Genomic DNA, 22,072 nt, shown 5'->3' on the forward strand with positions numbered 1-22,072 from the left:
GGTCACATCTTCAGCATAGACAGCGAACGCATTTCCGACTGCATTACCGATTGATAGCCAACGAACATCAATCTATCCAAAATTGTCACTTAACATTTCTAAATGTGTCAGCCACTATTCCAGGTCTTAAGCGAAACAAGCACATTCAAAAAGAACGCTGGAGACATAAAACCATGACTAGCCCTACCCGGCCCGACTCTACCCGTTCGAAAGTGGGGGCGGTATTTCGCGTTACTTCGGGCAACTTCCTCGAACAGTTCGACTTTTTTCTGTTCGGTTTCTACGCCACCTACATCGCTGCCGCCTTCTTCCCCGCCGCTAATGAGTTTGCGTCATTAATGATGACCTTCGCCGTATTCGGCGCAGGGTTTCTGATGCGTCCGTTGGGCGCGGTCATCCTGGGTGCCTATATCGATGACGTCGGTCGCCGCAAAGGGCTGATCGTGACCTTGTCGATCATGGCCAGCGGCACCCTGCTGATCGTGCTGGTGCCCGGTTATCACACCATCGGTTTGTGGGCACCGCTGCTGGTGCTGCTCGGTCGTTTACTGCAAGGCTTCTCGGCCGGTGCGGAACTGGGCGGTGTGTCGGTGTACCTGTCCGAAATGGCCACGCCAGGCCGCAAAGGCTTCTACACCAGCTGGCAATCCGGCAGCCAGCAGATCTCCATCGTGGTCGCCGCCGCACTGGGTTATGGCCTGAACGTGTGGATGGAGCCGGCCGTGGTGGCCGATTGGGGCTGGCGCATTCCGTTCGCCCTCGGCTGCGTGATCATCCCGTTCATTTTCATCCTGCGCCGCAACCTGCAGGAAACCGAAGAGTTCGCCAACCGCAAGCATCGCCCGACCATGCGCGAAGTGATGGCGACCCTGGTGAAAAACTGGACCGTGGTCATCGGCGGCATGCTGATGGTGGCCATGACCACTACCGCGTTCTACCTGATCACCGTGTATGCGCCGACTTTCGGCAAGACCGTGCTGCAATTGAGCACGTCCGATGCGCTGCTGGTGACCTTGCTGGTAGCCGTTTCGAACTTTGTCTGGCTGCCGATCGGCGGCACCTTGAGCGATCGTTTCGGTCGCAAGCCGGTGCTGATCGCGATGACCGTACTGACCGTTCTCACGGCTTACCCAGCGCTGTCCTACGTGGTGAACGCGCCAAGCTTCGCCCATATGCTGGAAACCCTGCTGTGGTTCTCCTTCCTCTATGGCATGTACAACGGCGCGATGATCCCGGCCCTCACCGAAATCATGCCGGTGGAAGTGCGCGTGGCGGGCTTCTCCCTGGCCTATAGCCTGGCCACCGCGATCTTCGGCGGTTTCACCCCGGCGATCTCCACCTGGTTCATCCACATCACCGAAGACAAGGCCTCGCCGGCCTACTGGATGATGTTCGCCGCAGCATGCGCGCTGTGCTCGACCCTCGCGCTGTATCGTCGTGCCAACGCCCGTGGGCAAGTGATGCAGGGGGCCGCACAATGAAGGCTCTGCTCAAGACCCTGACGGCCCTGGCCCTGGGCGCACTGGCATTGTCGGCCCAGGCCGAGCAGTTGAAGGTAATGACATCGGGTGGCTTCACTGCCGCCTATAAACTGCTTGGCCCGCAATATGCCAAGCAAAGCGGCGATACCCTCGACACTATCCTCGGCCCGTCGATGGGCAAGGCGCCGGAAGCGATTCCCAACCGCCTGGCCCGAGGCGAACCCGCTGACGTGGTGATCATGGTCGGCTACGCCCTGGATGACTTGATCAAGCAAGGCAAGGTCGACCCGGCCTCCCGCGTGGAACTGGCAGACTCGCGCATCGGCCTGGTGGTAAAAGCCGGCGCCGTCAAACCGGCCATCGGCACCGATGCCGAATTGAAAGCCACCCTGAGCAAAGCCAAGTCGGTCGCCTATTCGGACAGCGCCAGCGGTGTATACGTCGAGAAAGAGTTGTTCAAGAAGCTCGGCATGCCCGCCAAAGGCACCATGATCGAACGCCAGCCGGTGGCCGAACAGGTGGCCAAGGGTGACTACGAAGTCGGCCTGCAACAGGTGGCGGAATTGTTGCCGGTGCCAGGTGTGACCTTCGTCGGCAAGATCCCGGAAGATGTGCAATCGGTGACGCGCTTTGCCGCCGGCATTCCGGTCAACGCGCAACACCCGGAGCAGGCCAAGGCGTTGTTGCAATTCCTGGCCTCACCCCAGGCGCAACCGGTGGTGCAATCCACCGGCCTGGACTCGGTGTCACGCTGAGCGAAACGGCATCTCCCGCAATAACCGCTCCAACTCCAGCGCCGCTGGCGGCAATGTCCGCCCGCGGCGTTTTATCAAGCCCACGTTGCGCATCACCTGCGGTCCCACCAGCGGCACGCCGACCAGGATCGGGTGCTCCAGGGCCGGCATCGCAATCGATGGCACCATCGCCACGCCCAATCCCGCCTCCACCAGGCCGATCATGGTAGTCACATGGTGCGTTTCGCAGACACTCGGCTTTTTCACCCGTATGCCGCGCAAGGCCTGGTCAAGCAGGAGGCGGTTGCCGGAGGTCTTGTCCAGGGTGATGTAATCATGTTCGCAGGCCTCGGCCCAGCTCACGCTGTCGCGCTGGGCCAGCGGGTGATCGCGGCGACAGGCCAGCACGTAGCGCTCCTGCAACAACAGTTCGAATTCCACTTCCTCGGCCAGGCTGCCGCTGAAACTCAAGCCGAAATCCGCTTCGCCACTCTCCACCGCGCTGCACACCTCGCCGGCACTGGTATCCAGCACCCGCAAGCGGATCTTCGGGTACAGCTTGCGGAATTCGGAGATCACGTGGGGCATGAAGTAGTACGCGGTGGACGGCACGCAGGCGACAGTGACATTGCCCATGCGCGTGGACGCGACGTTGCTGATGCCCATCAGCGCCACGTCGAGGTCGTCAAGCATGCGTTCGACTTGTGGCAAAAACGTACGGCCCACCATGGTCAGGCTGACCCGCCGGGTAGTGCGTTCGAACAGCTTCACATCAAGGGCGGTTTCGAGCTTTTCGATGCGCCGGCTGAGGGCCGGTTGCGAGATGCGGATGGCCTCGGCGGCGCCACGGAAACTGCCCTTGTCTACCACGGCGCGGAAGGCCTGGAGGTCGTTGAGGTCGAAGTTGATGATCACGGGAGGGCCAATATGGTCGAAGTGGCGGGCATTATCGTACGCGAGCCGCAGGGTCGCCATCTGTGCGTGACCGATACGCCGTTAAATGACCCGCGTCACTGGCCAAACAGAAGGCCCAAACTATAGTCCCCCAGGGCACTTTTTAAAGTGACGCCCCCCCCGAACGAATCCGCTTGAAACAATTCCAAACAGCTCAATTTAGTATAGATTGCGCGCACCGCATCAATGGCATTCAAGGAGGTTACCGTGGCAACTCTGCAAACGAACACAATCCAGGCCCTGCAAGCTAATCACAGCTCTCTCCTTGACCAATGGAAAGCCCGTCTCGAAGCCTCGGGGGCCACGCGCAATATCAAGCCTGACGACGTGCAAACACAGACCGCCGAGTTCCTGGCTCTGCTGACTGAAGCCCTGCAAAATGGCGGTTCGCAGCACATCGATCATGAAAACTGGGCACAAACCCGCCTATTCCTGGAAAAGCTCTCCCACACCCGCGCCCTCGCCGGCCAGGACTCCCAGCAGACCGCCAGCTTCATTTTTGTCCTCAAGGGCCCGCTGTTCACGCTGTTGCAGCGTGAATATGCCGACCAACCGGCACAATTGGCCGAACAACTGCTGACAGTCTCCGAGCTGCTCGACGCCCTGGGCATGCACACCATCCGCACCTTCCAGAAATCCCGCGAGTCGGTGATCAAGCGCCAGCAGGAAGAGTTGCTGGAGCTGTCCACGCCGGTGGTCAAGTTGTGGGAAGGCGTCCTGGCCCTGCCGATGATCGGCACCCTGGATTCGCAACGCACCCAAGTGGTGATGGAATCGCTGCTGCAACGCATCGTCGACACCGGCGCGGAAATCGCGATCATCGACATTACCGGCGTACCGACCGTCGACACCCTGGTCGCCCAGCACCTGCTCAAAACTGTCACGGCCATCCGCTTGATGGGTGCCGACTGCATCATCAGTGGCGTACGCCCGCAAATCGCGCAGACCATCGTGCACCTGGGTCTCGACCTGCAAGGCGTGGTCACCAAGGCCAACCTGGCCGATGCGCTGGCACTCTCCCTCAAACGCTTAGGCGTTACCGTCACCAAGGCCGTTTAAGCATGGAACGCATCCCTATTTTGCAGATGGGCGAGTTCCTGCTCGTGACCATCCAGGTGGACATGCACGACCAACTCGCGCTGACCCTGCAGGACGACCTGTCCGAGCGCATCAGCCGTACCTCCGCCCGCGGTGTGCTGATCGATATCTCGGCGCTGGACATGGTCGACTCGTTCATCGGACGCATGATCGGCACCATCTCCGGGCTGTCGCGCATCATGGATGCCCAGACGGTATTGGTCGGCATGCAGCCCGCCGTAGCCATTACGCTGGTGGAACTGGGCATGACCCTGCCTGGCGTGGCGACGGCGTTGAATGTCGAGCGCGGCATGAAACTGCTGCGCGACCGGGTAGAACACTCATGACCCAAGCCAGCAATGGCACCCACCCGGTGCTGATCGAACAGGACGTCGTGCTGGCTCGACAACTCGTACGCAAACTGGCCCAGGACTGCGGCATGCGCCTGATCGACCTGACCAAGCTGGTCACGGCGGTCAGCGAGTTGGCGCGCAACACAGTGGTCTATGGCAAGGGTGGCTACATGGACTGGGCGGTGGTCGAAAAAGACCACCGACCCGGCCTGCGCCTGACCTTTCGCGATGAAGGCCCGGGCATTCCCGACCTGAAACTGGCAATGACCGACGGCTGGACCTCCGGCAGCGGCCTGGGCCTGGGGCTCACCGGGGCCAAGCGCCTGGTGGATGAATTTGAACTGGAGACCGCGCCAGGCCAGGGCACCCGCGTGACGATCACCCGATGGGCCTGAATATTCCCAGTGCCTTGACGCATGTGCTGCTGATTGAAGACACCAGCCAGGTCGGCCACGCCCGCCGCACGGCGCAGCAACTCGCCGAGCAGTTGGGCTTCGACGACACCGATGCCGGGCGCGTGGCCCTGGTGGCCACCGAACTGGCCAGCAATGTCCTCAAGCATGCCGAACATGGCCAACTGCACCTGCGCACCACCGGTAATGGCGGCCTCGAACTGGTCGCCATCGACCGTGGCCAAGGCTTCGACCTGAATAGCTGCCTGGTGGACGGTTACTCTACCGGGGGCACCCAAGGGATTGGCCTGGGTGCGATTTCGCGCCTGGCCCAGGTATTCGATGCCTACGCCAATCCACGCGGAACGGCGATCCTGGCCAGGCTGTATCCACGCGGCTCAGTGGCAAAGGACATTCGCTACGGGGTCAGCCAGCACTCACTGCATGATGATCCGCATTGCGGCGATGCCTGGCACCTGGCAATCGAACCCGGTGGTTTCAGTGTGATGGTGGCCGATGGACTGGGCCATGGCGAATATGCCGAGCAAGCCGCCCGGGCAGGTGAGGTGGTATTTGCCCAGAATGCCTTCCTGGATTCGACGGTGCTGATGAACGATCTGCACATTGCCATGAACGGCACCCGCGGTGGCGCCCTCGCCGTGGCCCAATACGATGCCCAGGCCGATAACCTGAGGTTTACCGGCGTGGGCAATATTGGCGCCAGCCTGATCGGGCCGGAAAAGTCCCGTGGCCTGGCCTCCCATCCCGGGATCGTCGGCGTGCAGTTTCGCAAGGCACATGCCTTCGACTACGCTCAAGTGGGCGGCCAGTTGCTGATCCTCTACAGCGACGGCCTGCAGTCACGCTGGAACCTGTCGGACTACCCCGGGCTCGTCCACCGCCACCCTGCCCTGATCGCCGCCGTCCTGCACCGTGACTTCTGTCGCGGCCGGGATGACGTCACGGTCTTCGTGATTGCCCTGGAGGCCATTGATGGCTGATACCCCTGCCGCGCTCGCCGCTGAAATACAACGCCTTCGCCTGGAGGCGGACGCCCTGCGTGCCGAGCTGGACGAAACCAACCAGGGCGTGCTGGCACTGTATGCCGAACTGGACACCCAGGCCGACCAACTGCGCCAGGCGTCGGACCTCAAGAGCCGCTTCCTGTCCTACATGAGCCATGAGTTCCGCACGCCGCTGGGCTCGATCCTGAGCATCACCAGCCTGCTGGCCGATGAGCTGGATGGCCCGTTGAGCGAGGAACAGCACACCCAGGTCGGCTTCATTCGCAACTCGGCCCGCGAACTGCGCGAGATGGTCGATGACCTGTTGGACCTGGCGAAGATCGAGGCCGGACGTATCAGCATTTCCCCGGCCTGGTTCGATATGTTCGACCTGTTCTCGGCGTTGCGCGGCATGTTCCGGCCGATTGTCGATGCGTCCTCGGTGGACCTGATCTTCGAAGAGCCCTCCGGCTTGCCCAAGCTCTACACCGATGACAAGAAACTGGCGCAGATCCTGCGCAACTTTATCTCCAACGCGCTGAAGTTCACCGCGCAGGGCGAAGTGCGGGTGTCGGCGCGCATGGAGAATGAACACGAGATACGCTTTGCGGTGCAGGACACCGGCCTGGGTATACCGGGTGAATTGCACAGCAATCTGTTCGAAGACTTTTCCCAGATCGATTCGCCGTTGCAAAAGCGCCTGCGCGGCACCGGCCTGGGCCTGTCCTTGTGCAAGCGTTTCGCCGAACTGCTCGGTGGCCGGGTAGGCGTGGAAAGCACACCCGGTGTGGGCTCGCTGTTTTTTGTGGTCATTCCCTTTTCCATCGCCAGCGAGACCGTCGATGAAACGTGACATACAACTGCTGATCGTCGACGACAACGCTGCCACGCGCTATGCCCTGCGCCGACGCCTGGAGCGCCATCATTACCTGGTACTGGAAGCCGGCACGGGCCAGGAAGGGCTCGACCTGATCGCGAGGGGCAAGATCGACGCACTGATCCTGGACGTCAACCTGCCGGACATGAGCGGCTTCGACATCGTGCGTGGTTTGCGTGCCAACCCGGCCACGGCCTTGCTGCCGGTGGTGCACGTTTCGGCGGCGTCCATCGAGACCGGCGACATCATCACCGGCCTGGACGCAGGCGCCGATGCCTACCTGATCCACCCGGTAGACCCCGAGGTGCTCCTGGCGACCCTGCGCACCTTGCTGCGGGTACGCGACACCGAATACGCACTGCGCGAAAGCGAGGCGCGCTTCCGGGAAATCTTCTTCAATATCAGCGCACCGATTGCGGTGATGGACGCGCAGTTGAAGGTTCACGAGTGCAACCACGCCTTCGCCCAACTGATCCACGACAACCTCAACCCGGACGCCCTGCTCGAATGCTTCGCCAGCGATCAATACAGCGTCATCCAGGAGCTGTGCCTGCGCCTCGCGGCGGGTGAACGCTGGAAGGGCACGCTGCAGATGAAGGTCGATGGGCAACTGCGCGAAACCGAATGGCAGATTTCGCCCTATGACCGCGCCGAATTGAGCCTGGTGTTTGTCGAGGACGTGACCGAACACCGCCATCGTGAACGCCACCAACAGGCCGAGCTGGCCAACGCCGCCACCCAGTTGGCACGTACGGAAGCGCAACTGCTCCAGGCCCAGAAAATGGATGCCCTGGGCAAGCTCACCGGCGGTATCGCCCACGACTTCAACAACCTGCTGACGGGCATCATCACCAGCCTGGAACTGATCAAGAAGCGCGTCGAAAGCCAGCGCACCGACAAGGTCCTGGGTTATGCCGACGCGGCGCTCAGTTCAGCCCTGAGCGCCGCCGGCCTGACCAACCGTCTGCTCGCCTTCGCCCGCCAGCAGCCGCTGGACACCCGGCCGACCGATATCAACGCACATATCCGCTCGCTGGAAGAGTTGCTGGTGCGCACCATCGGCGAACACATTGCCCTGAAACTGGAGCTGACCACCAACCCCGCCGTGGCGATGGTGGACCCGATCCAACTGGAAAGTGCGGTACTGAACCTGGTGATCAACGCGCGGGATGCACTGCCCCAGGGCGGGATTATCTGGGTGACGACTTACCCGTCGTATTCCAACGGCAACCTCAAGCTGGAAGATGGCCCGTACGTTGCACTGTCGGTACGGGACAACGGTGTGGGCATCGAGCACAGCGTGATCGATAAGGTGTTCGACCCCTTCTTCACCACCAAACCCGTCGGCCAGGGCACCGGCCTGGGTCTGTCGACCATCTATGGCTTTGCCCGCCAGTCCGGCGGTGATGCACAGATTCGCAGCGTGACCCGCCAGGGCACCGAGGTGACCCTCATGCTCCCCGCCGCCGACGGCCCCGCCACCTTTGCCACCAAGACCGTGGCGGTGCCGGGCAACAGCAAGGGCGAACACATACTGATCGTGGAAGACATGCCCTCGGTCCGCAGTTTTGTCGCCGAGGTACTGGCGGATGCCGGCTACCGCTGCAGCCTGGCGGCCGATGGTGACGAAGCCATCGTCATCCTGAAAGCCAATGCGGGCATCGACCTGCTGCTGACGGATGTCGGCTTGCCGTACATGACTGGCCGGGAGCTGGCCGACCACGCGCGAGCCCTGAACCCCAACCTGCCGATCCTGTTCATGACCGGCTACGCCGAGAATGCGGCCAACCGCCAGAACTTCCTGGGCGAACGCATGGACCTGATCACCAAGCCTTTTCATATCGATGAGCTGCTGGAAAAGATCAGACAGGGCGTAGGGGAGCAGGGCTAGGCGCCGATAGACCGGGACACCTAACAGGGCAGGAAGCCTATCTGCTGGCGGAAGGCGGCAGCGATCCGGTGCTGGAACGCACGCGTGCCCGGGCCTCAGAAATTTTCACCGTAAAACTGCGCAGTATCACTCAATTGATCGAGCCGCGAACCTGTCAGGAATGACAGTACCGCTGGTCTTGCAACGCGTTGACGGGTGGCCGCTTCGGGACTTTGCTTAGGCATACCGCTACCGGCAATGTGTCGGCGTACAGCGGGAGACATGGGTTTGCGAGGATACGAAGAATGAGCGGAAGACAAAACGGTACGGTGAAGTGGTTCAACAGCGAAAAAGGGTATGGGTTCATTACTCCGGAGAGCGGGCCTGACCTTTTCGTTCATTTCAGAGCGATTCAGGGGGATGGATACAAAGAATTGAAAGAGGGGCAGAAAGTCACTTTCGTAGCCGTGCAAGGTCAGAAGGGCATGCAGGCGGATGAAGTGGCCGTGCAGGTCTGATCTCCTTCGGATCAACGTTTGAGGCCCTCACTGAAGTCGCTATGTTGCACTGAAAAAGGAGAACGGCCATGCCCTGTAAAGCTCTGCGGACTGCAATCACCACCAGCAGCGAGACAGCGACCTACGATGACCAGGATATCTTCTTCCACAGCCCGTCCTTCGCCAGGGGAGGCCAGTTGCTACGCGAAGGGCAAACCGTGACCTACGAGTTGAGAAGAAGAAGCGACGGTGTGCTGGAGGCATTCAACATTCGCGTTGAGGAAGAACCCAGTACGCATTAGTGCAGCCTACGGCGTGCCATGAACCGCGTTCGCGGCACGCCTTTCACTCTTTCCTCCCCCGTACGGCCAACGCCCCACCTGCGCACGGACTGCTGCCTCGTAATGCAGTGCGTGCCAGAGCGTCGCATCGATAGCACTGATGATTACTATCGAAACGAGCGCCTGCCCGATTTTCAGTACCGGTTCCTATAATCGCCTCCAATTTCCCTCCCCCGCGCCTGGCTTCAGGCGACATTCACCCTGGAACCCAACACCATGCCAAGTGCCAGCCAAGCCCCCAGCGGCCTCCCCGAACATAATCAACAGAGCGTCAAACAGCAGTGGCTGGCGATTCTCTCGGTCGCCGTCGGTGCCTTCGCCCTGGTCACCAGTGAGTTTCTCCCGGTGGGCGTGCTCAACGACGTCGCTGCCGACCTCGGCATCAGTGCCGGCCACGCCGGTCTGATGGTGACCCTGCCCGGCATCATGGCGGCCCTCGCCGCCCCATTGCTGTCGGTGATCATTGGCGCCATGGACCGCCGCTACCTGCTGATCGGCCTGACGCTGATCATGATCATTGCCAACATGGTCGTGGCGTTCGCCAGTGACTTCAGCCTGCTGCTGTTCGGCCGCGTCTTGCTGGGCATCAGTATCGGCGGCTTCTGGGCGACGGCCATCGCCCTCAGCGGCCGCCTGGCGCCCAAGGGTGTGGACGTCGCCAAGGCCACCTCGATCATCATGATGGGCGTGACCCTGGCCACCGTACTGGGCGTGCCGGTCGGTACCTGGCTCAGTGGCTTGATGGGTTGGCGCATGACGTTCCTGGTCACCGCGCTGGTGGGTATCCCGGTGTTGTTGGCGCAGGTCCTCCTGCTGCCCCGGCTGGACCCGGAGAAAGCCATTCTCGTGCGCGACCTGCCCGCCTTGTTCATCAACCCACGGGCTCGGGTCGGGTTGATCGCGGTATTGCTGATCGGGTTGGCACACTTTGCTGCGTACACCTATGTCGCACCGTTCTTTAAATACAGCTCCGGTTTCGACGGCCCAACGATTGGTTCACTGTTGCTGCTCTTTGGCGTGGCTGGGGTATTCGGAAATATTTTTGCCGGTTTTGCCGCCAACCGCAGCGTACGCCACACCTTGATGCTGGTTGCACTGATGATCGGCACCAGCACCGCCCTTTTCCCTTACTTCGCCACCGGCATGACCGGCGCAGCGATGCTGATCGGCCTGTGGGGCTTTGCCTTCGGCGCCTTCCCGGCCTGTGCAAGTATCTGGATGTTCGTGGTCGCGCCCAAGGATGTCGAACGCGGCATGCCGCTGTTCGTCGCCTTGTTCCAGGTGATCATTGCCCTGGGTTCGTTCTTTGGCGGGCGGATCGTCGACCAGATGGGCAGCTCGGTGTTGTTGAGCCTGGCCACGGCCTTGGTCGGCGTCGGTTTTATGACCGTGCTGGTGCTGGGGCGGAATGTAAGCAATAGCCTGGCAGCCCAACCCGCCTGAGCGAAGAGTGCCCACCCAAAAAGCCTGCTGAGCCTTAAGCCCAGCAGGCTTTTTTATTTTCAATGTCGCAACGACCGTCACAGCGATGGAAAAGCCTGGTAATGAGAATTCGCACAATGAATCTTGTGCCCCCGGGCCCCTGGGCTAGCCTGAAAAAGTCGCCGCCGTGGCGACAGACTGCCAAGGAGGTTATATGCCAGCTAGATATCGTGATGCGGTCACAGGGGAGTACGTGACAGAGGCTGAGGCAAAGAAGAGGCCTAGGGAGACGGTGAAGGAGACGGATAAAAAGCCGCCGTCAAAGCCCAGGGGCAAGAAGCAGGGTCACGCTTGAAGGCTTGCTGGCTACAGCGAAGGAACGATTACATTCCAAAATGAAAAAGCCCCGTAGCTTACTCGGCTACGGGGCTTTTTCTATGTAATGGCGGAGAGATAGGGATTCGAACCCTAGGTACCGGTGAAGGTACAACGGATTTCGAATCCGTCCCATTCGGCCACTCTGGCATCTCTCCAACGGCGCGCATCATAACAGCATGATTCGTGGATGCAAAGCGCCGAAGCGATTTTTTTCCGTGCTATCAGATGCTTGCGTCGATTAAAGCGGTACGCCGAGACGATTGGCGACTTCTTCGTAGGCTTCGATCACGTCACCGAGGCCCTGGCGGAAGCGGTCTTTGTCCATCTTCTTCTTGGTGTCCTTGTCCCACAGGCGGCAGCCGTCCGGACTGAATTCGTCGCCCAGGACGATGGAGCCGTCGTGGAACACGCCGAACTCGAGCTTGAAGTCCACCAGCAGCAGGCCGGCGTCGTCGAACAGCTTGCTCAGCACGTCGTTGACCTTGAGGGACAGCTCCTTCATGCGCGCCAGTTGCTCAGCGGTACCCCAGCCGAATGCCACGACGTGGGATTCGTTGATGAACGGGTCGCCCTTGGCGTCGTCCTTCAGGAACAGTTCGAAGGTGTACGGATTGAGCTTGAGGCCCTCTTCCACGCCCAGGCGCTTGACCAGGCTGCCGGCGGCGTAGTTACGCACGACGCATTCAACCGGGATCATGTCGAGCTTCTTGACCAGGCACTCGTTGTCGCCCAGCAGTTTGTCGAATTGGGTCGGGATGCCGGCCGCTTCGAGCTTCTGCATGATGAAGGCGTTGAACTTGTTGTTCACCATGCCTTTGCGATCAAGTTGTTCGATGCGTTTGCCGTCGAACGCCGAGGTGTCGTTGCGAAACAGCAGGATCAGGCGGTTGGCGTCGTCGGTCTTGTACACCGACTTGGCTTTGCCGCGGTAGAGTTCTTCACGTTTTTCCATGATGGGCTCCGCTTGCTAAATGGTGGGCTAGGCGATGTGTCGCCAGTCGAGCCCTGAATCTTGATCGGCCAGTTGCAGCCAGTCCGGGTCGCACCCGAGGGTGTCGACAAAACATTGCCGGGCCAGCTGCGGCAGGTTGTTCTTGCTGCTCAGGTGGGCCAGGACCAGGTGTTGCAAGTCTTGCCAGCCCAACTCATACACCAGGTACGCCGCCTGGTGGTTGTTCAAATGTCCCAGTTCGCCGCCCACCCGCTGCTTGAGGAAGTAGGGGTAATGACCACGGGCCAGCAGGTCTCGGCAATGGTTGGACTCGATCATCAAAGCATCGAGGTTCCGGTAGCCGTCCAACACCTTAGCGCAGTAGGAGCCCAGGTCGGTCAGTACGCCGAAGCGCCGCTCACCGTCACTGAAGACATACTGCGTCGGCTCCTGGGCGTCATGCGCCACGGCAATCACGTCGATGCTCAAGGCGCCGATTTGCAACTGCTCGCCACCGGCCAGGAAACCTGCGGGTTCAATGGGTTTGCGCATCCCGCGCAAGGTGCCGCGACTGAGGTACACCGGGAGATTGTAGCGCCGAGACAGCAAACCCACGCCATGCACGTGGTCGGCATGTTCGTGGGTTACCAGAATCGCGCTCAGCTGCGCGGGGTGAACCCCCAGGCGCAGCAGGCGCCGCTCGGTTTCTTTTAACGAGAAACCACAATCCACCAGCACATACGTGTCGTCATGTGCGACCAGCGTGCCGTTCCCTTGGCTACCGCTGCCGAGAACGGCAAAACGCATCGGATCAGCCCAGGTTGTCCTGAATCACGCCCAACACTTTGCGCGCTGTTTCAGCTGGCGCAACGGTATTGATGTTCTTCTCGACGGTGACCTGCACGCTGTCGCCCACCTTGCTCAAACGAACCTGGTAACGCTCGGCGCGGGTCTCGATCTCTTCCTTGGTCGGCTTGCTGCCGAACAGTTTGCCGAAGAAACCAGGCTCGTCGTCTTTACGCTCGGCCTTTTCCGCCACGTTGATGTAGTACAGGCCCAGGCTGCGGTTGATGTCTTCAACGCGCCAAGGGCCCTGCTCCAACGCGCGGCCAACACTGGCCCATGCACGGTCGAGGTCTTCACCCAGGTTCAGCACCACGTTGCCGCTGCCGTCTTCGGTGAGGCTGACGCGGCTCGGGGTGTCGTAATCACGGGCGGCGAGCAGGGAAACCGAACCACCCTTCTCGGAGATACGGCTCATGCTGGCCAGCATCTCGTCGACCAGCGCCGAGTCGATACCGGTGTTAACCGAGCGGTTGGTGAAGTCAACGTTGGCGGTGCTGCCGGCCGGGCGCTCGGCGCTGACCACGTAGACCTCACTGGTATTGCGCTGTACGCCTGGCTCGATGCGCACACGCACGCGGGCTTCGCTGTCGGCGGCTACGCCACCGGCCTGCAAGCGCTTGGCCATGGTGGCGGACAGCTCGCTGCCCTGCTGCCATGCGGTGGTGAACTCACCGGTCTGCGGGCGCTGCTCGTCCAGGCGGAAACCGTTGTCCTGGAAGAACTGCACGGCCACCGGCCAGACTTCGGCAGGTGGGCGTTGTGCCACGATCCAGCGCGAGTCGCCGCTCTTCTGCAGGCTGTAGTCGCTGGCATCCGCCACCGCCGAGATCGGCTGTGGACGCGGCACCACGTATTCACCCTTGGTGGTGTCGTCGGCGACGTTGCGCGGGATCGGCAGCAACGGGTCAAGGCGCTTGGCGACGTTGACGCCCGGCGGCAATTCCATCGGTTTGGTGGGTTGTGCTTCCAGGTAATCGCTGCCGCGGTCACGGAAGTAGCCTTCCGGGCCCCAGATCCAACCGCAGCCACTGGTGCTGGAGATAATCAAGGCAAGTGCGGAAAGTCCGGCCAATCGCTTCATGCGTAGTGCTTCCTCAATTAAACCAGGACGCCGGACTGGCGCAGGGCCTGTCGCAGCGGTTCGTGACAGGCTTCGCTGAGACGGGTGAGCGGCAGACGTATACCGCCCGGCATCATGCCCATTTCAGTCAGTGCCCATTTCACGGGAATAGGGTTGGATTCGATAAACAGTGTCTTGTTGAGCGGCATCAGCTTCTCGTGGATCGCGCGGGCGGTCACGGCGTCGCCTGCGATGGCGGCGGCACACATTTCGCTCATGGCGCGGGGGGCCACGTTGGCGGTCACGGAGATGTTGCCCTTGCCGCCCAGCAGGATCAGCTCGACAGCGGTGGCGTCGTCACCGGAATACACCAGGAAATCGCTGCTCACGCCGGCCAGGATGTCCTTGGCGCGCTGCAGGTCACCGGTGGCTTCCTTGATACCGATGATGTTCGGCACGGTCGACAGGCGGATCACGGTCTCGGCCTTCATGTCGCACGCGGTGCGACCCGGTACGTTATAGAGGATCTGCGGGATATCGACCGCTTCGGCAATGGCGCGGAAATGCTGGTACAGGCCTTCCTGGGTCGGCTTGTTGTAGTACGGGGTCACCAGCAGGCAGGCGTCGGCGCCGGCCTTCTTGGCGTTTTTGGTCAGCTCGATGGCTTCACGCGTCGAGTTGGCGCCCGTACCGGCGATCACGGCAATACGGCCGGCAACACGCTTGACCACGAATTCGATGACCTGGATATGTTCTTCCACGTCGAGGGTAGCCGATTCACCGGTGGTGCCGACCGCCACGATGGCATTGGTGCCTTCTTGCAGGTGGAAGTCCACCAGTTTGCCCAGGCTGTCCCAGTCGAGATGACCTTGTGCATCCATGGGTGTGACCAGTGCCACCATACTGCCCGCAATCATGCAACCGCTCCTGCCGGAAAAAGAGAGCCGTAATGGTACTGGCGCCAAGATGCTTGCACAAGCGAAGTACCGCCTGAGGATGCGTTCTGCCGCAACTAAACGACGGGCAATGCCATCATTGGACGAAAGCATGCCCTGAAGCACGCTGAAATCGGACTGATCACGCAATGAAAACGCCACCTCCTATCCCTTGGCGACGGTTTTCGCTACCCTTCATCCTTTGATCGATACAGCCCACACGGTATCGACCGCTCATCGTTTTAGGAAGGCTGCATGTCCACCCCCACAGTTCGCGAACAATTCCTTGTTATCAGTGCCCTCGGCGCCAACCCCATGGAGCTGACCAACGTCCTGTGCCGCGCCAGCCATGAAAACCGCTGCGCCGTCGTGACCTCCCGCCTGACCCGCCACGGCGAGTGCAGCGCGCTGGTCCTGCAGATCTCCGGCACCTGGGATGCCCTGGCGCGCCTGGAGACCGGCCTGCCAGGCCTGGCCAAGAAGCATGACTTCACCGTCAACGTGGTGCGCAGCGCAGCCCTGGAGAATCGTCCCCAGGCCCTGCCGTATGTGGCTTACGTCAGCTCCGCCTACCGCTCGGACATCGTCAATGAGCTGTGCCAGTTCTTCATCGACCACAACGTCGAGCTGGAGAACCTGACCTGCGACACCTACCAGGCCCCGCAAACCGGCGGCACCATGCTGAACGCCACGTTTACCGTGACCCTGCCGGCCGGCGTGCAGATCAGCTGGTTGCGCGACCAGTTCCTGGATTTCGCCGATGCCTTGAACCTCGACGCCTTGATCGAGCCATGGCGCCCACAGAACCCAATGTAAGGAAGTTTTCATGGCGGTAGTCATCGACAAACCCGTAGCCGATTTCGAAGCCCAGGCCACCAGCGGCCAGACCTTCAGCCTCGCCGCCCTCAAGGGCAGGCAAGTGGTGATCTACTTCTACCCGAAGGACAGCACGCCGGGCTGCACCACCGAAGGCCAGGGCTTTCGTGATCAGTACGCAGCGTTCAAGGCGGCCAATACCGAGGTGTTTGGCGTGTCGCGTGACAGCGTGAAGTCCCACGAGAACTTCAAGGGCAAACAGGAGTTTCCCTTCGAGCTGATCAGTGACAAGGATGAAGCGGTTTGCCAGCTGTTTGATGTGATCAAGTTGAAGAAGCTGTACGGCAAGGAATACCTCGGCGTGGATCGCAGCACCTTCCTGATCGACAAGGATGGCGTGCTGCGCCAGGAATGGCGTGGTGTGAAGGTGCCGGGCCATGTGGATGCCGTGCTGGCGGCGGCGCAGGCCTTGAACAAAGCCTGAGACGCAGCAGACTTTTGTATGAGCGGGCTTGTCCCGCTCACTACAGAAGCGGCGCCACGACAGGCTCCTGCCGCGGCCACGCGTCCAGCACCGCCTTGAACAGCGTTGCCAGCGGGATCGCAAAAAACACGCCCCAGAATCCCCATAACCCACCGAACAACAGCACCGCGCAGATGATCGCCACCGGGTGCAGGTTGACTGCCTCTGAGAACAACAGCGGCACCAGCACATTGCCATCCAGGGTCTGGATAATCCCGTAAACCGCCATCAGGTAGATGAACTGGTCGCTCCAGCCCCACTGGAACAAAGCGATCAAGGTCACGGGCACCGTCACCACCACGGCGCCGACGTAGGGCACTACCACCGAAATCCCCACCAGCAAGGCCAACAAGGCTGCGTAGTTCAGGTCCAGGGCGATGAAGGCGATGTAGGTCACGCCCCCGCAGATAATGATCTCGATGACCTTGCCGCGAATGTAGTTGGCGATCTGCCGGTTCATTTCCTCCGCCACCCGGGTGATCAGCGCGCGCTCGCGCGGCAGGTAGCCTCGCACCCAGCGACCGATCATGGCGCGGTCCTTGAGGAAGAAGAACACCAGGATCGGCACCAGCACCAGGTAGATCATGATGTTGACCAGCAGCGGCAGGCTGGACAGAGAAAAGGTCAGCGCCCATTGCCCGAACTTTCCGATCTCGCCGCGCGCCACTTCGATGGCTTGCAGCACCTGTTCGTCCGACACCAGATGCGGGTAGCGCTCCGGCAACAACAGCAACAGCGACTGCCACTTGGCGAGCATGCCGGGCAGTTCATTGAACAGGGTGATCAACTGATGCCATAGCAACGGCAATACCACCACGATAAACAGCACCAACAAGCTCATGAACAAGGCGAACACCAGCCCTACCGCCGCCCCACCCGGCAGGTGCAGGCGCTCTAGCGTAGTGACCAGGCCCTGCATCAGGTAAGCCAGCACCATCCCCGCCAATACCGGCGCCAGCATGCCGCCCAAGGTGAGTACGGCCGTAAAGGCCAGAAACAGCAGGACTGCCAGCACCACCGCCTCCTCATCGGAGAAGTAGCGCTGGATCCAGTCTCGTAACACTTTGAACATCAATCAACCTCGGGTGATAGGGCAAACGATTCAGGCCTTGCGCAACCAGTAACGGTACACACCGGCGGCGTCTTCTTCATGCAGCAGCGTGTGGCCGGCCAGCTTGGCAAACGTACGGAAATCACGCTGGGAGCCGGCGTCCGTAGCGATCACCTTGAGCACTGCGCCACTGCTCAGACGGTTGAGTTCCAGCTTGGCCTTGAGCAAAGGCAGCGGGCAATTGAGGCCGCTGGCATCGAGTTCGGCATCAAAGGCTACAGCGTTGGTCATGGTTTACTCCGGGCAAGCGTTGAGAGTGCTTAGAATATCTGGTCCGAAGCTCAGTGTCCGGCTACAGTAAGCTCTTTGTCGAAAGGCTCTGTGCATGACTTTTTTGCGCCCCACCCTGCTGACGCTGGCTTGCCTGCTGGCCTCCCCAGGCTTCGCCGACGACCTGCCGTCACTTGGCGACGCCAGTTCTGCCATTGTCTCGCCGCAACAGGAATACCAACTGGGCCGCGCGTGGCTGGCCTACCTGCGGGGCCAGGTCTCGCAACTCAACGACCCGCAGCTCAAGGACTACGTCGAAACCAGCGTGTACAAGCTGGTGGAGACCAGCCAGGTCAATGACCGGCGGCTGGAATTCATCCTGATCAACAGCCCGCAACTGAACGCTTTTGCCGCACCGGGTGGCATCGTCGGGGTCAACGGCGGCCTGTTCCTCAACGCCCAGACCGAAGGGGAATATGCCTCGGTACTGGCTCACGAACTGGCGCATTTGTCCCAACGCCACTTCGCCCGTGGCGTTGAAGCGCAACAGCGCATGCAGATTCCGATGATGGCCGCCCTGCTCGGCGGCATCATTGCTGCTGCGGCGGGTGCAGGCGATGCAGGCATTGCCGCGATTGCCGGCACCCAGGCCGCGGCGATCCAGGAACAACGTCGGTTCTCTCGCCAGAACGAACAAGAGGCAGACCGTATCGGCATCCTCAACCTGGAAAAAGCCGGATATGACCCGCGCTCCATGCCGACCATGTTCGAACGCCTGATGCGCCAATACCGCTTCGACGCCAAACCGCCGGAGTTCCTGTTGACGCACCCGGTCACCGAATCGCGGATCGCCGACACCCGCAACCGCGCCGAGCAATCCAAGCCTGGCGGCAAGGAAGACAGCCTGCGTTATCAGCTCATCCGTGCGCGCGTGCAATTGCAATACGAAGACACCCCTGGCCTCGCCGCCAAGCGTTTCCAGGCGCAGCTGGACGAAAACCCGAAGAACGATGTAGCGCGCTACGGCTTGGCTATCGCCCAGATCAAAGGCTCCCAATTCAAGCAGGCTCGGGAAAACCTCGCGCCGCTGCTGGCCAAGGCGCCCAACGACATCACCTACAACCTGGCGCAGATCCAGCTGGACATCGACAACAGCCGCCTGCCGGATGCCCAGCAACGCACGGATCGGATGCTCACCCAGTACCCAGGCAACTATCCGTTGAATCAGGTGCGCGTGGACCTGCTGCTCAAGCAGAACCGCACGGCGGATGCAGAAAAGGCACTGGACGGTTTGCTCAAGTCTCGCCCGGATGACCCGGACGTGTGGTACCAGGTCGCTGAGACACGCGGTTTGTCGGGCAACATCATCGGTTTGCATCAGGCCCGCGCCGAGTACTTTGCGCTGGTCGGTGATTTCCAGCAGGCCATCCAGCAATTGGATTTTGCCAAGCGTCGCGCCGGCAGCAACTTCCCGCTGTCGTCGCGCATCGATGCACGCCAGCGTGAGTTGATCGAACAGGAACGCCTGGTCAAAGGGATGATGAGCTAAACCAATCAGGCACAAAAAAGCCCCGCCCTCGTTAAACGAAGGCGGGGCTTTTTGTTATTACCGACTTACTCAGCCAGTTTGAAGGTAATGAAGCTGGCGCGGCCCTGACGCAACACACGCATCGACACCGAGCGGTTCTTCGGCAACGCCTTGGCGATGTCGGTGAACTGCTTGGTGGTCTCGATCGCCTGGTTGTTCAGGTGGGTGATGACGTCACCCGGCTGTAGGCCGATCAGAGACGCCGGGCCATCCTGCACTTCCTTGATCACGACGCCGCTCTTGAGGTCAAAGCTCTTTTTCTGCTCAGCGGTCAGCTCGGCCACGGCGATGCCCAGGCGGTTGCTGCTGCGCTCGGCGCCCGGCTTGGTATTGCCCAGGGCATCCAGGGTGGCGCCTTCTTCAGGGATTGCGCCCACGGTCAGCTCAACAGTCTGGCGCTTGCCTTCGCGGATCACTTCCAGCTTGGCTTTGCTACCCGCCTTGAGCGCACCTACGAGATGCGGCAGGTCGGCCGACATGACGATTGGCTGGCCGTTCATGCTCAGGATCACATCGCCAACTTGCAGGCCGCCTTTGGCAGCCGGGCCGTCGTCCTGGATCTGTGCAACCAGTGCGCCGGCCGGCTTGTCGAGGCCGAAGGACTCAGCCAGGTCTTTATTCACTTCCTGGATCACTACGCCCAACCAGCCGCGGCTGACCTTGCCACCGCTTTTCAGCTGGTTGGAAACGTCCATGGCCACGTCGATCGGAATCGCGAACGACACCCCCATGAAGCCACCGGAACGGGTGTAGATCTGCGAGTTGATGCCGACCACTTCGCCCGCCAGGTTGAACAGCGGACCACCAGAGTTACCCGGGTTGATCGGCACGTCGGTCTGGATGAACGGTACGTAGTTTTCGTTCGGCAGGCTGCGGCCGATGGCGCTGACGATGCCTTGGGTCACGGTATGGTCAAAACCAAACGGCGAGCCGATGGCGACCACCCACTGGCCGGCTTTCAGGTCCTGGGATTTGCCCAGCTTGAGCACAGGCAAGTCCTTGCCGTCGATCTTCAGCAAGGCCACGTCGGAACGTGGGTCGGTACCGACGAGCTTGGCTTTCAACTCACTGCGATCGGCCAGGCGCACGAGAATCTCGTCAGCGTCGGCAATCACGTGGTTGTTTGTAAGGATGTAGCCGTCCGACGAAATGATGAAACCCGAGCCCAGGGACTGGGCCTCGCGCTGACCACCGCCACCACGGGGTGCGCGCTGTTGCGGCATGCCGCGCTCGAAGAACTCGCGCAGCATCGGCGGCAGGCCTTCCAGGTCCGGCATCTGCTGGTTGGAGACTTTGCGATCCGGCAGTTTCTGCGTGGTACTGATGTTCACCACGGCAGGTGAGGCTTGCTCGACCAATTGGGTGAAGTCAGGCAGCTCGACTGCTTGCGCAGGCAGGGCCTGACCCAGCACCAACACCGTGGCGACTATGGATAGGTAAGACTTCAAACGTGGTATCGACATACAGCTCCCGTTACGACGAGCAGGGTTGAGCGACAGGGTTCAAGAAACGCCGGAAACCGCGACCGACATCTTTGTTCCGCGAATAAAACAAGGCCAGAGCCGACAAGCCCTGACCTATAAAAAACATGGGGGATTTTTGCAAGTGAAAATGCTGATCCAGACATTTCATGCTCTCGGCAGCCAACCTGGCATGGGAATACAGTGAAACGTCAGGATGAACATAGGATTAACGACTCACGGCTGGGCGGCTGGCTTTTTTTCACCGCGCACCGATAGGGCGATACGCTCTGCGGTGCCGATGGGTATTTCACCCACCACCGTTACCATCATCTCACCGTCTACCGTATTCAGCCGACGCGATACCGCGACTGTAGGGCCCAACTGAGTGCGGGTCTCCGTCATGCTTGCATCGCTGATCGGCTCCAGGAATACCGAGAACCGCGCCAGCCCGTCTTCATACATCAGGCTGTCGACGGTCGCCTTGGTCTGGGTATCTTTGCGGGCACTGGTGTTGGTCAATTGAAAACCCGGTGGCAACCATTCCATATGCCAAGTCTCGGTAGATTGCACCTCGGGCGCTTTGCTATTAACGACGGCGATAGGTGTGCAGTCGTTGCTGGGTTGCAGTTCCCGGTCATCAGGCACGACGGAAGTATTCAACCGCGTGAACTGGAAGCGCTCCAGCAACTGCCCTTGATCATTGAGCAACAGGGACTTGAGCGGCAGCGCGGTTTCCCGATCCAGGTGCAGTTCAAAGCCATAACGGTACTGGTCACGCGGCGTGATCGATACGATGACCGCATTTCGACCGGCCACGCGGGACTTGCCAATGACGGCCAGTTCGTAGAATTGATTGAGTTTTTGCGGATCAAGCGCACGTGATGGTGCATCACGCGAATTGCCAAGGCCTGCGACAAGAGTGCCGCTGACGCATTGCGTCCGGCCATTCAACCGCACGACTTCCTGGGCAGAACCATCGAGCTGCAAGAGCCGCTCACGTACCTGACCGTCCTGGACACGATGCCAGATGTCATGGGTAGAAAAACTGCCGTTGCGTTCGTAGACGAACGTACCTTGAAAGCTTTGCTGTTGCTCTGCACGCCCAAGTCGAGTCAGCCAGTCTTGGGCTTCATCGGCGTGGGCGGGGAGTGCAAACCAGCCACTGAGCAAAAGCGTAAGGAGCGGTATGGCTCGCATAGAGCTCCTTAC

24 protein-coding genes and 1 tRNA gene are annotated in these 22,072 nt (G+C 60.7%); 15 read left to right on the forward strand and 10 right to left on the reverse strand.

Annotation, left to right across the window (positions count from 1 at the left end; translation table 11 throughout):
• Positions 1–173: 173 nt before the first annotated feature.
• Both BM110_RS01175 and BM110_RS01180 read left to right on the forward strand, forming a co-directional pair.
• A complete protein-coding gene (locus BM110_RS01175) occupies positions 174–1,481 on the forward strand; it encodes an MFS transporter (protein ID WP_071488951.1) in 1,308 nt (435 codons plus the stop codon).
• Positions 1,478–2,236, forward strand: coding sequence for a substrate-binding domain-containing protein (locus tag BM110_RS01180; protein WP_092247250.1), 759 nt, complete (start codon positions 1,478–1,480; stop codon positions 2,234–2,236). Before BM110_RS01175 ends, BM110_RS01180 begins: the two co-directional genes overlap by 4 nt.
• Here BM110_RS01180 and BM110_RS01185 read toward each other — a convergent pair.
• Positions 2,228–3,130 carry a LysR family transcriptional regulator gene (locus BM110_RS01185; protein WP_093512599.1) on the reverse strand — a complete coding sequence of 301 codons (903 nt, stop codon included), beginning with the start codon at positions 3,128–3,130 and terminating at the stop codon, positions 2,228–2,230. The genes BM110_RS01180 and BM110_RS01185 overlap by 9 nt on opposite strands.
• A gap of 246 nt (positions 3,131–3,376) precedes the next feature.
• Here BM110_RS01185 and BM110_RS01190 point away from each other — a divergent pair, with 246 nt between their 5' ends.
• The 9 genes from BM110_RS01190 (at position 3,377) to BM110_RS01230 (ending at position 11,023) form a co-directional block, all read left to right on the forward strand.
• Positions 3,377–4,228 (forward strand): STAS domain-containing protein, encoded by an 852-nt coding sequence (locus BM110_RS01190; protein ID WP_093512601.1) that lies wholly within the window; start codon positions 3,377–3,379, stop codon positions 4,226–4,228.
• Positions 4,229–4,230: 2 nt separating this feature from the next.
• Positions 4,231–4,593, forward strand: coding sequence for an STAS domain-containing protein (locus BM110_RS01195; RefSeq protein ID WP_017254285.1), 363 nt, complete (start codon positions 4,231–4,233; stop codon positions 4,591–4,593).
• Positions 4,590–4,994 (forward strand): ATP-binding protein, encoded by a 405-nt coding sequence (locus BM110_RS01200; protein ID WP_071488948.1) that lies wholly within the window; start codon positions 4,590–4,592, stop codon positions 4,992–4,994. The genes BM110_RS01195 and BM110_RS01200 overlap by 4 nt, the downstream gene beginning before the upstream one ends.
• Positions 4,985–5,992, forward strand: a complete 1,008-nt coding sequence (locus BM110_RS01205) for an ATP-binding protein (RefSeq protein WP_092247245.1) — start codon at positions 4,985–4,987, stop codon at positions 5,990–5,992. The genes BM110_RS01200 and BM110_RS01205 overlap by 10 nt, the downstream gene beginning before the upstream one ends.
• Positions 5,985–6,848, forward strand: coding sequence for a sensor histidine kinase (locus BM110_RS01210; protein WP_092247242.1), 864 nt, complete (start codon positions 5,985–5,987; stop codon positions 6,846–6,848). Before BM110_RS01205 ends, BM110_RS01210 begins: the two co-directional genes overlap by 8 nt.
• On the forward strand, positions 6,838–8,763 hold the full coding sequence (locus BM110_RS01215; RefSeq protein WP_093512071.1) for a response regulator: 1,926 nt from the start codon (positions 6,838–6,840) through the stop codon (positions 8,761–8,763). Before BM110_RS01210 ends, BM110_RS01215 begins: the two co-directional genes overlap by 11 nt.
• A 284-nt stretch (positions 8,764–9,047) precedes the next feature.
• Positions 9,048–9,260: a cold-shock protein gene (locus BM110_RS01220; RefSeq protein ID WP_092247236.1), complete on the forward strand. Its 213-nt coding sequence runs from the start codon at positions 9,048–9,050 to the stop codon at positions 9,258–9,260.
• 68 nt (positions 9,261–9,328) lie between these two features.
• Positions 9,329–9,541 carry a cold-shock protein gene (locus BM110_RS01225; protein ID WP_093512073.1) on the forward strand — a complete coding sequence of 71 codons (213 nt, stop codon included), beginning with the start codon at positions 9,329–9,331 and terminating at the stop codon, positions 9,539–9,541.
• A 255-nt stretch (positions 9,542–9,796) separates the two neighbouring features.
• Positions 9,797–11,023 (forward strand): MFS transporter, encoded by a 1,227-nt coding sequence (locus tag BM110_RS01230; RefSeq protein ID WP_071488945.1) that lies wholly within the window; start codon positions 9,797–9,799, stop codon positions 11,021–11,023.
• Positions 11,024–11,445: 422 nt separating this feature from the next.
• On the opposite strand, the gene BM110_RS01240 is transcribed toward BM110_RS01230, so the two are convergent.
• The 5 genes from BM110_RS01240 to dapA form a co-directional block, all read right to left on the reverse strand.
• Positions 11,446–11,535 (reverse strand) — tRNA-Ser (locus tag BM110_RS01240).
• An 83-nt stretch (positions 11,536–11,618) separates the two neighbouring features.
• On the reverse strand, positions 11,619–12,332 hold the full coding sequence (gene purC, locus BM110_RS01245) for a phosphoribosylaminoimidazolesuccinocarboxamide synthase (RefSeq protein WP_010212191.1): 714 nt from the start codon (positions 12,330–12,332) through the stop codon (positions 11,619–11,621).
• A gap of 27 nt (positions 12,333–12,359) precedes the next feature.
• Positions 12,360–13,118, reverse strand: coding sequence for an MBL fold metallo-hydrolase (locus tag BM110_RS01250; RefSeq protein WP_012722776.1), 759 nt, complete (start codon positions 13,116–13,118; stop codon positions 12,360–12,362).
• Positions 13,119–13,122: 4 nt separating this feature from the next.
• Positions 13,123–14,238 carry an outer membrane protein assembly factor BamC gene (gene bamC, locus BM110_RS01255; RefSeq protein WP_093512075.1) on the reverse strand — a complete coding sequence of 372 codons (1,116 nt, stop codon included), beginning with the start codon at positions 14,236–14,238 and terminating at the stop codon, positions 13,123–13,125.
• Between the two features lie 17 nt (positions 14,239–14,255).
• A complete protein-coding gene (gene dapA / locus BM110_RS01260; protein ID WP_092247226.1) occupies positions 14,256–15,134 on the reverse strand; it encodes a 4-hydroxy-tetrahydrodipicolinate synthase in 879 nt (292 codons plus the stop codon).
• 273 nt (positions 15,135–15,407) lie between these two features.
• On the opposite strand from dapA, the gene BM110_RS01265 reads away from it, so the two are divergent.
• Positions 15,408–15,968, forward strand: coding sequence for a glycine cleavage system transcriptional repressor (locus tag BM110_RS01265; protein WP_003172487.1), 561 nt, complete (start codon positions 15,408–15,410; stop codon positions 15,966–15,968).
• Between the two features lie 10 nt (positions 15,969–15,978).
• Positions 15,979–16,452, forward strand: coding sequence for a peroxiredoxin (locus tag BM110_RS01270; protein WP_071488941.1), 474 nt, complete (start codon positions 15,979–15,981; stop codon positions 16,450–16,452).
• A 40-nt stretch (positions 16,453–16,492) separates the two neighbouring features.
• Here the strand turns inward: BM110_RS01270 and BM110_RS01275 are convergent, their stop codons facing one another.
• A complete protein-coding gene (locus BM110_RS01275) occupies positions 16,493–17,563 on the reverse strand; it encodes an AI-2E family transporter (RefSeq protein WP_092247223.1) in 1,071 nt (356 codons plus the stop codon).
• A 30-nt stretch (positions 17,564–17,593) separates the two neighbouring features.
• Positions 17,594–17,833, reverse strand: a complete 240-nt coding sequence (locus tag BM110_RS01280) for a sulfurtransferase TusA family protein (RefSeq protein ID WP_092247220.1) — start codon at positions 17,831–17,833, stop codon at positions 17,594–17,596.
• A 94-nt stretch (positions 17,834–17,927) separates the two neighbouring features.
• Here BM110_RS01280 and BM110_RS01285 point away from each other — a divergent pair, with 94 nt between their 5' ends.
• Entirely contained in the window at positions 17,928–19,361 is a 1,434-nt protein-coding gene (locus BM110_RS01285) for a M48 family metalloprotease (RefSeq protein ID WP_071488938.1), read from the forward strand.
• A 65-nt stretch (positions 19,362–19,426) separates the two neighbouring features.
• On the opposite strand, the gene BM110_RS01290 is transcribed toward BM110_RS01285, so the two are convergent.
• A complete protein-coding gene (locus BM110_RS01290; RefSeq protein WP_092247213.1) occupies positions 19,427–20,863 on the reverse strand; it encodes a DegQ family serine endoprotease in 1,437 nt (478 codons plus the stop codon).
• Between the two features lie 25 nt (positions 20,864–20,888).
• Between BM110_RS01290 and BM110_RS29200 the strand changes: the two genes are divergently transcribed.
• Positions 20,889–21,068 carry a hypothetical protein gene (locus BM110_RS29200; RefSeq protein WP_102592614.1) on the forward strand — a complete coding sequence of 60 codons (180 nt, stop codon included), beginning with the start codon at positions 20,889–20,891 and terminating at the stop codon, positions 21,066–21,068.
• Between the two features lie 29 nt (positions 21,069–21,097).
• On the opposite strand, the gene BM110_RS01295 is transcribed toward BM110_RS29200, so the two are convergent.
• Complete coding sequence (locus tag BM110_RS01295; protein WP_092247210.1) at positions 21,098–22,060, reverse strand: MucB/RseB C-terminal domain-containing protein; 963 nt, start codon at positions 22,058–22,060, stop codon at positions 21,098–21,100.
• Between the last annotated feature and the right edge of the window lie 12 nt (positions 22,061–22,072).

It is taken from the genome of Pseudomonas sp. NFPP28 (genome assembly GCF_900115535.1).
Classification (GTDB): Bacteria; Pseudomonadota; Gammaproteobacteria; order Pseudomonadales; family Pseudomonadaceae; genus Aquipseudomonas; species Aquipseudomonas extremorientalis.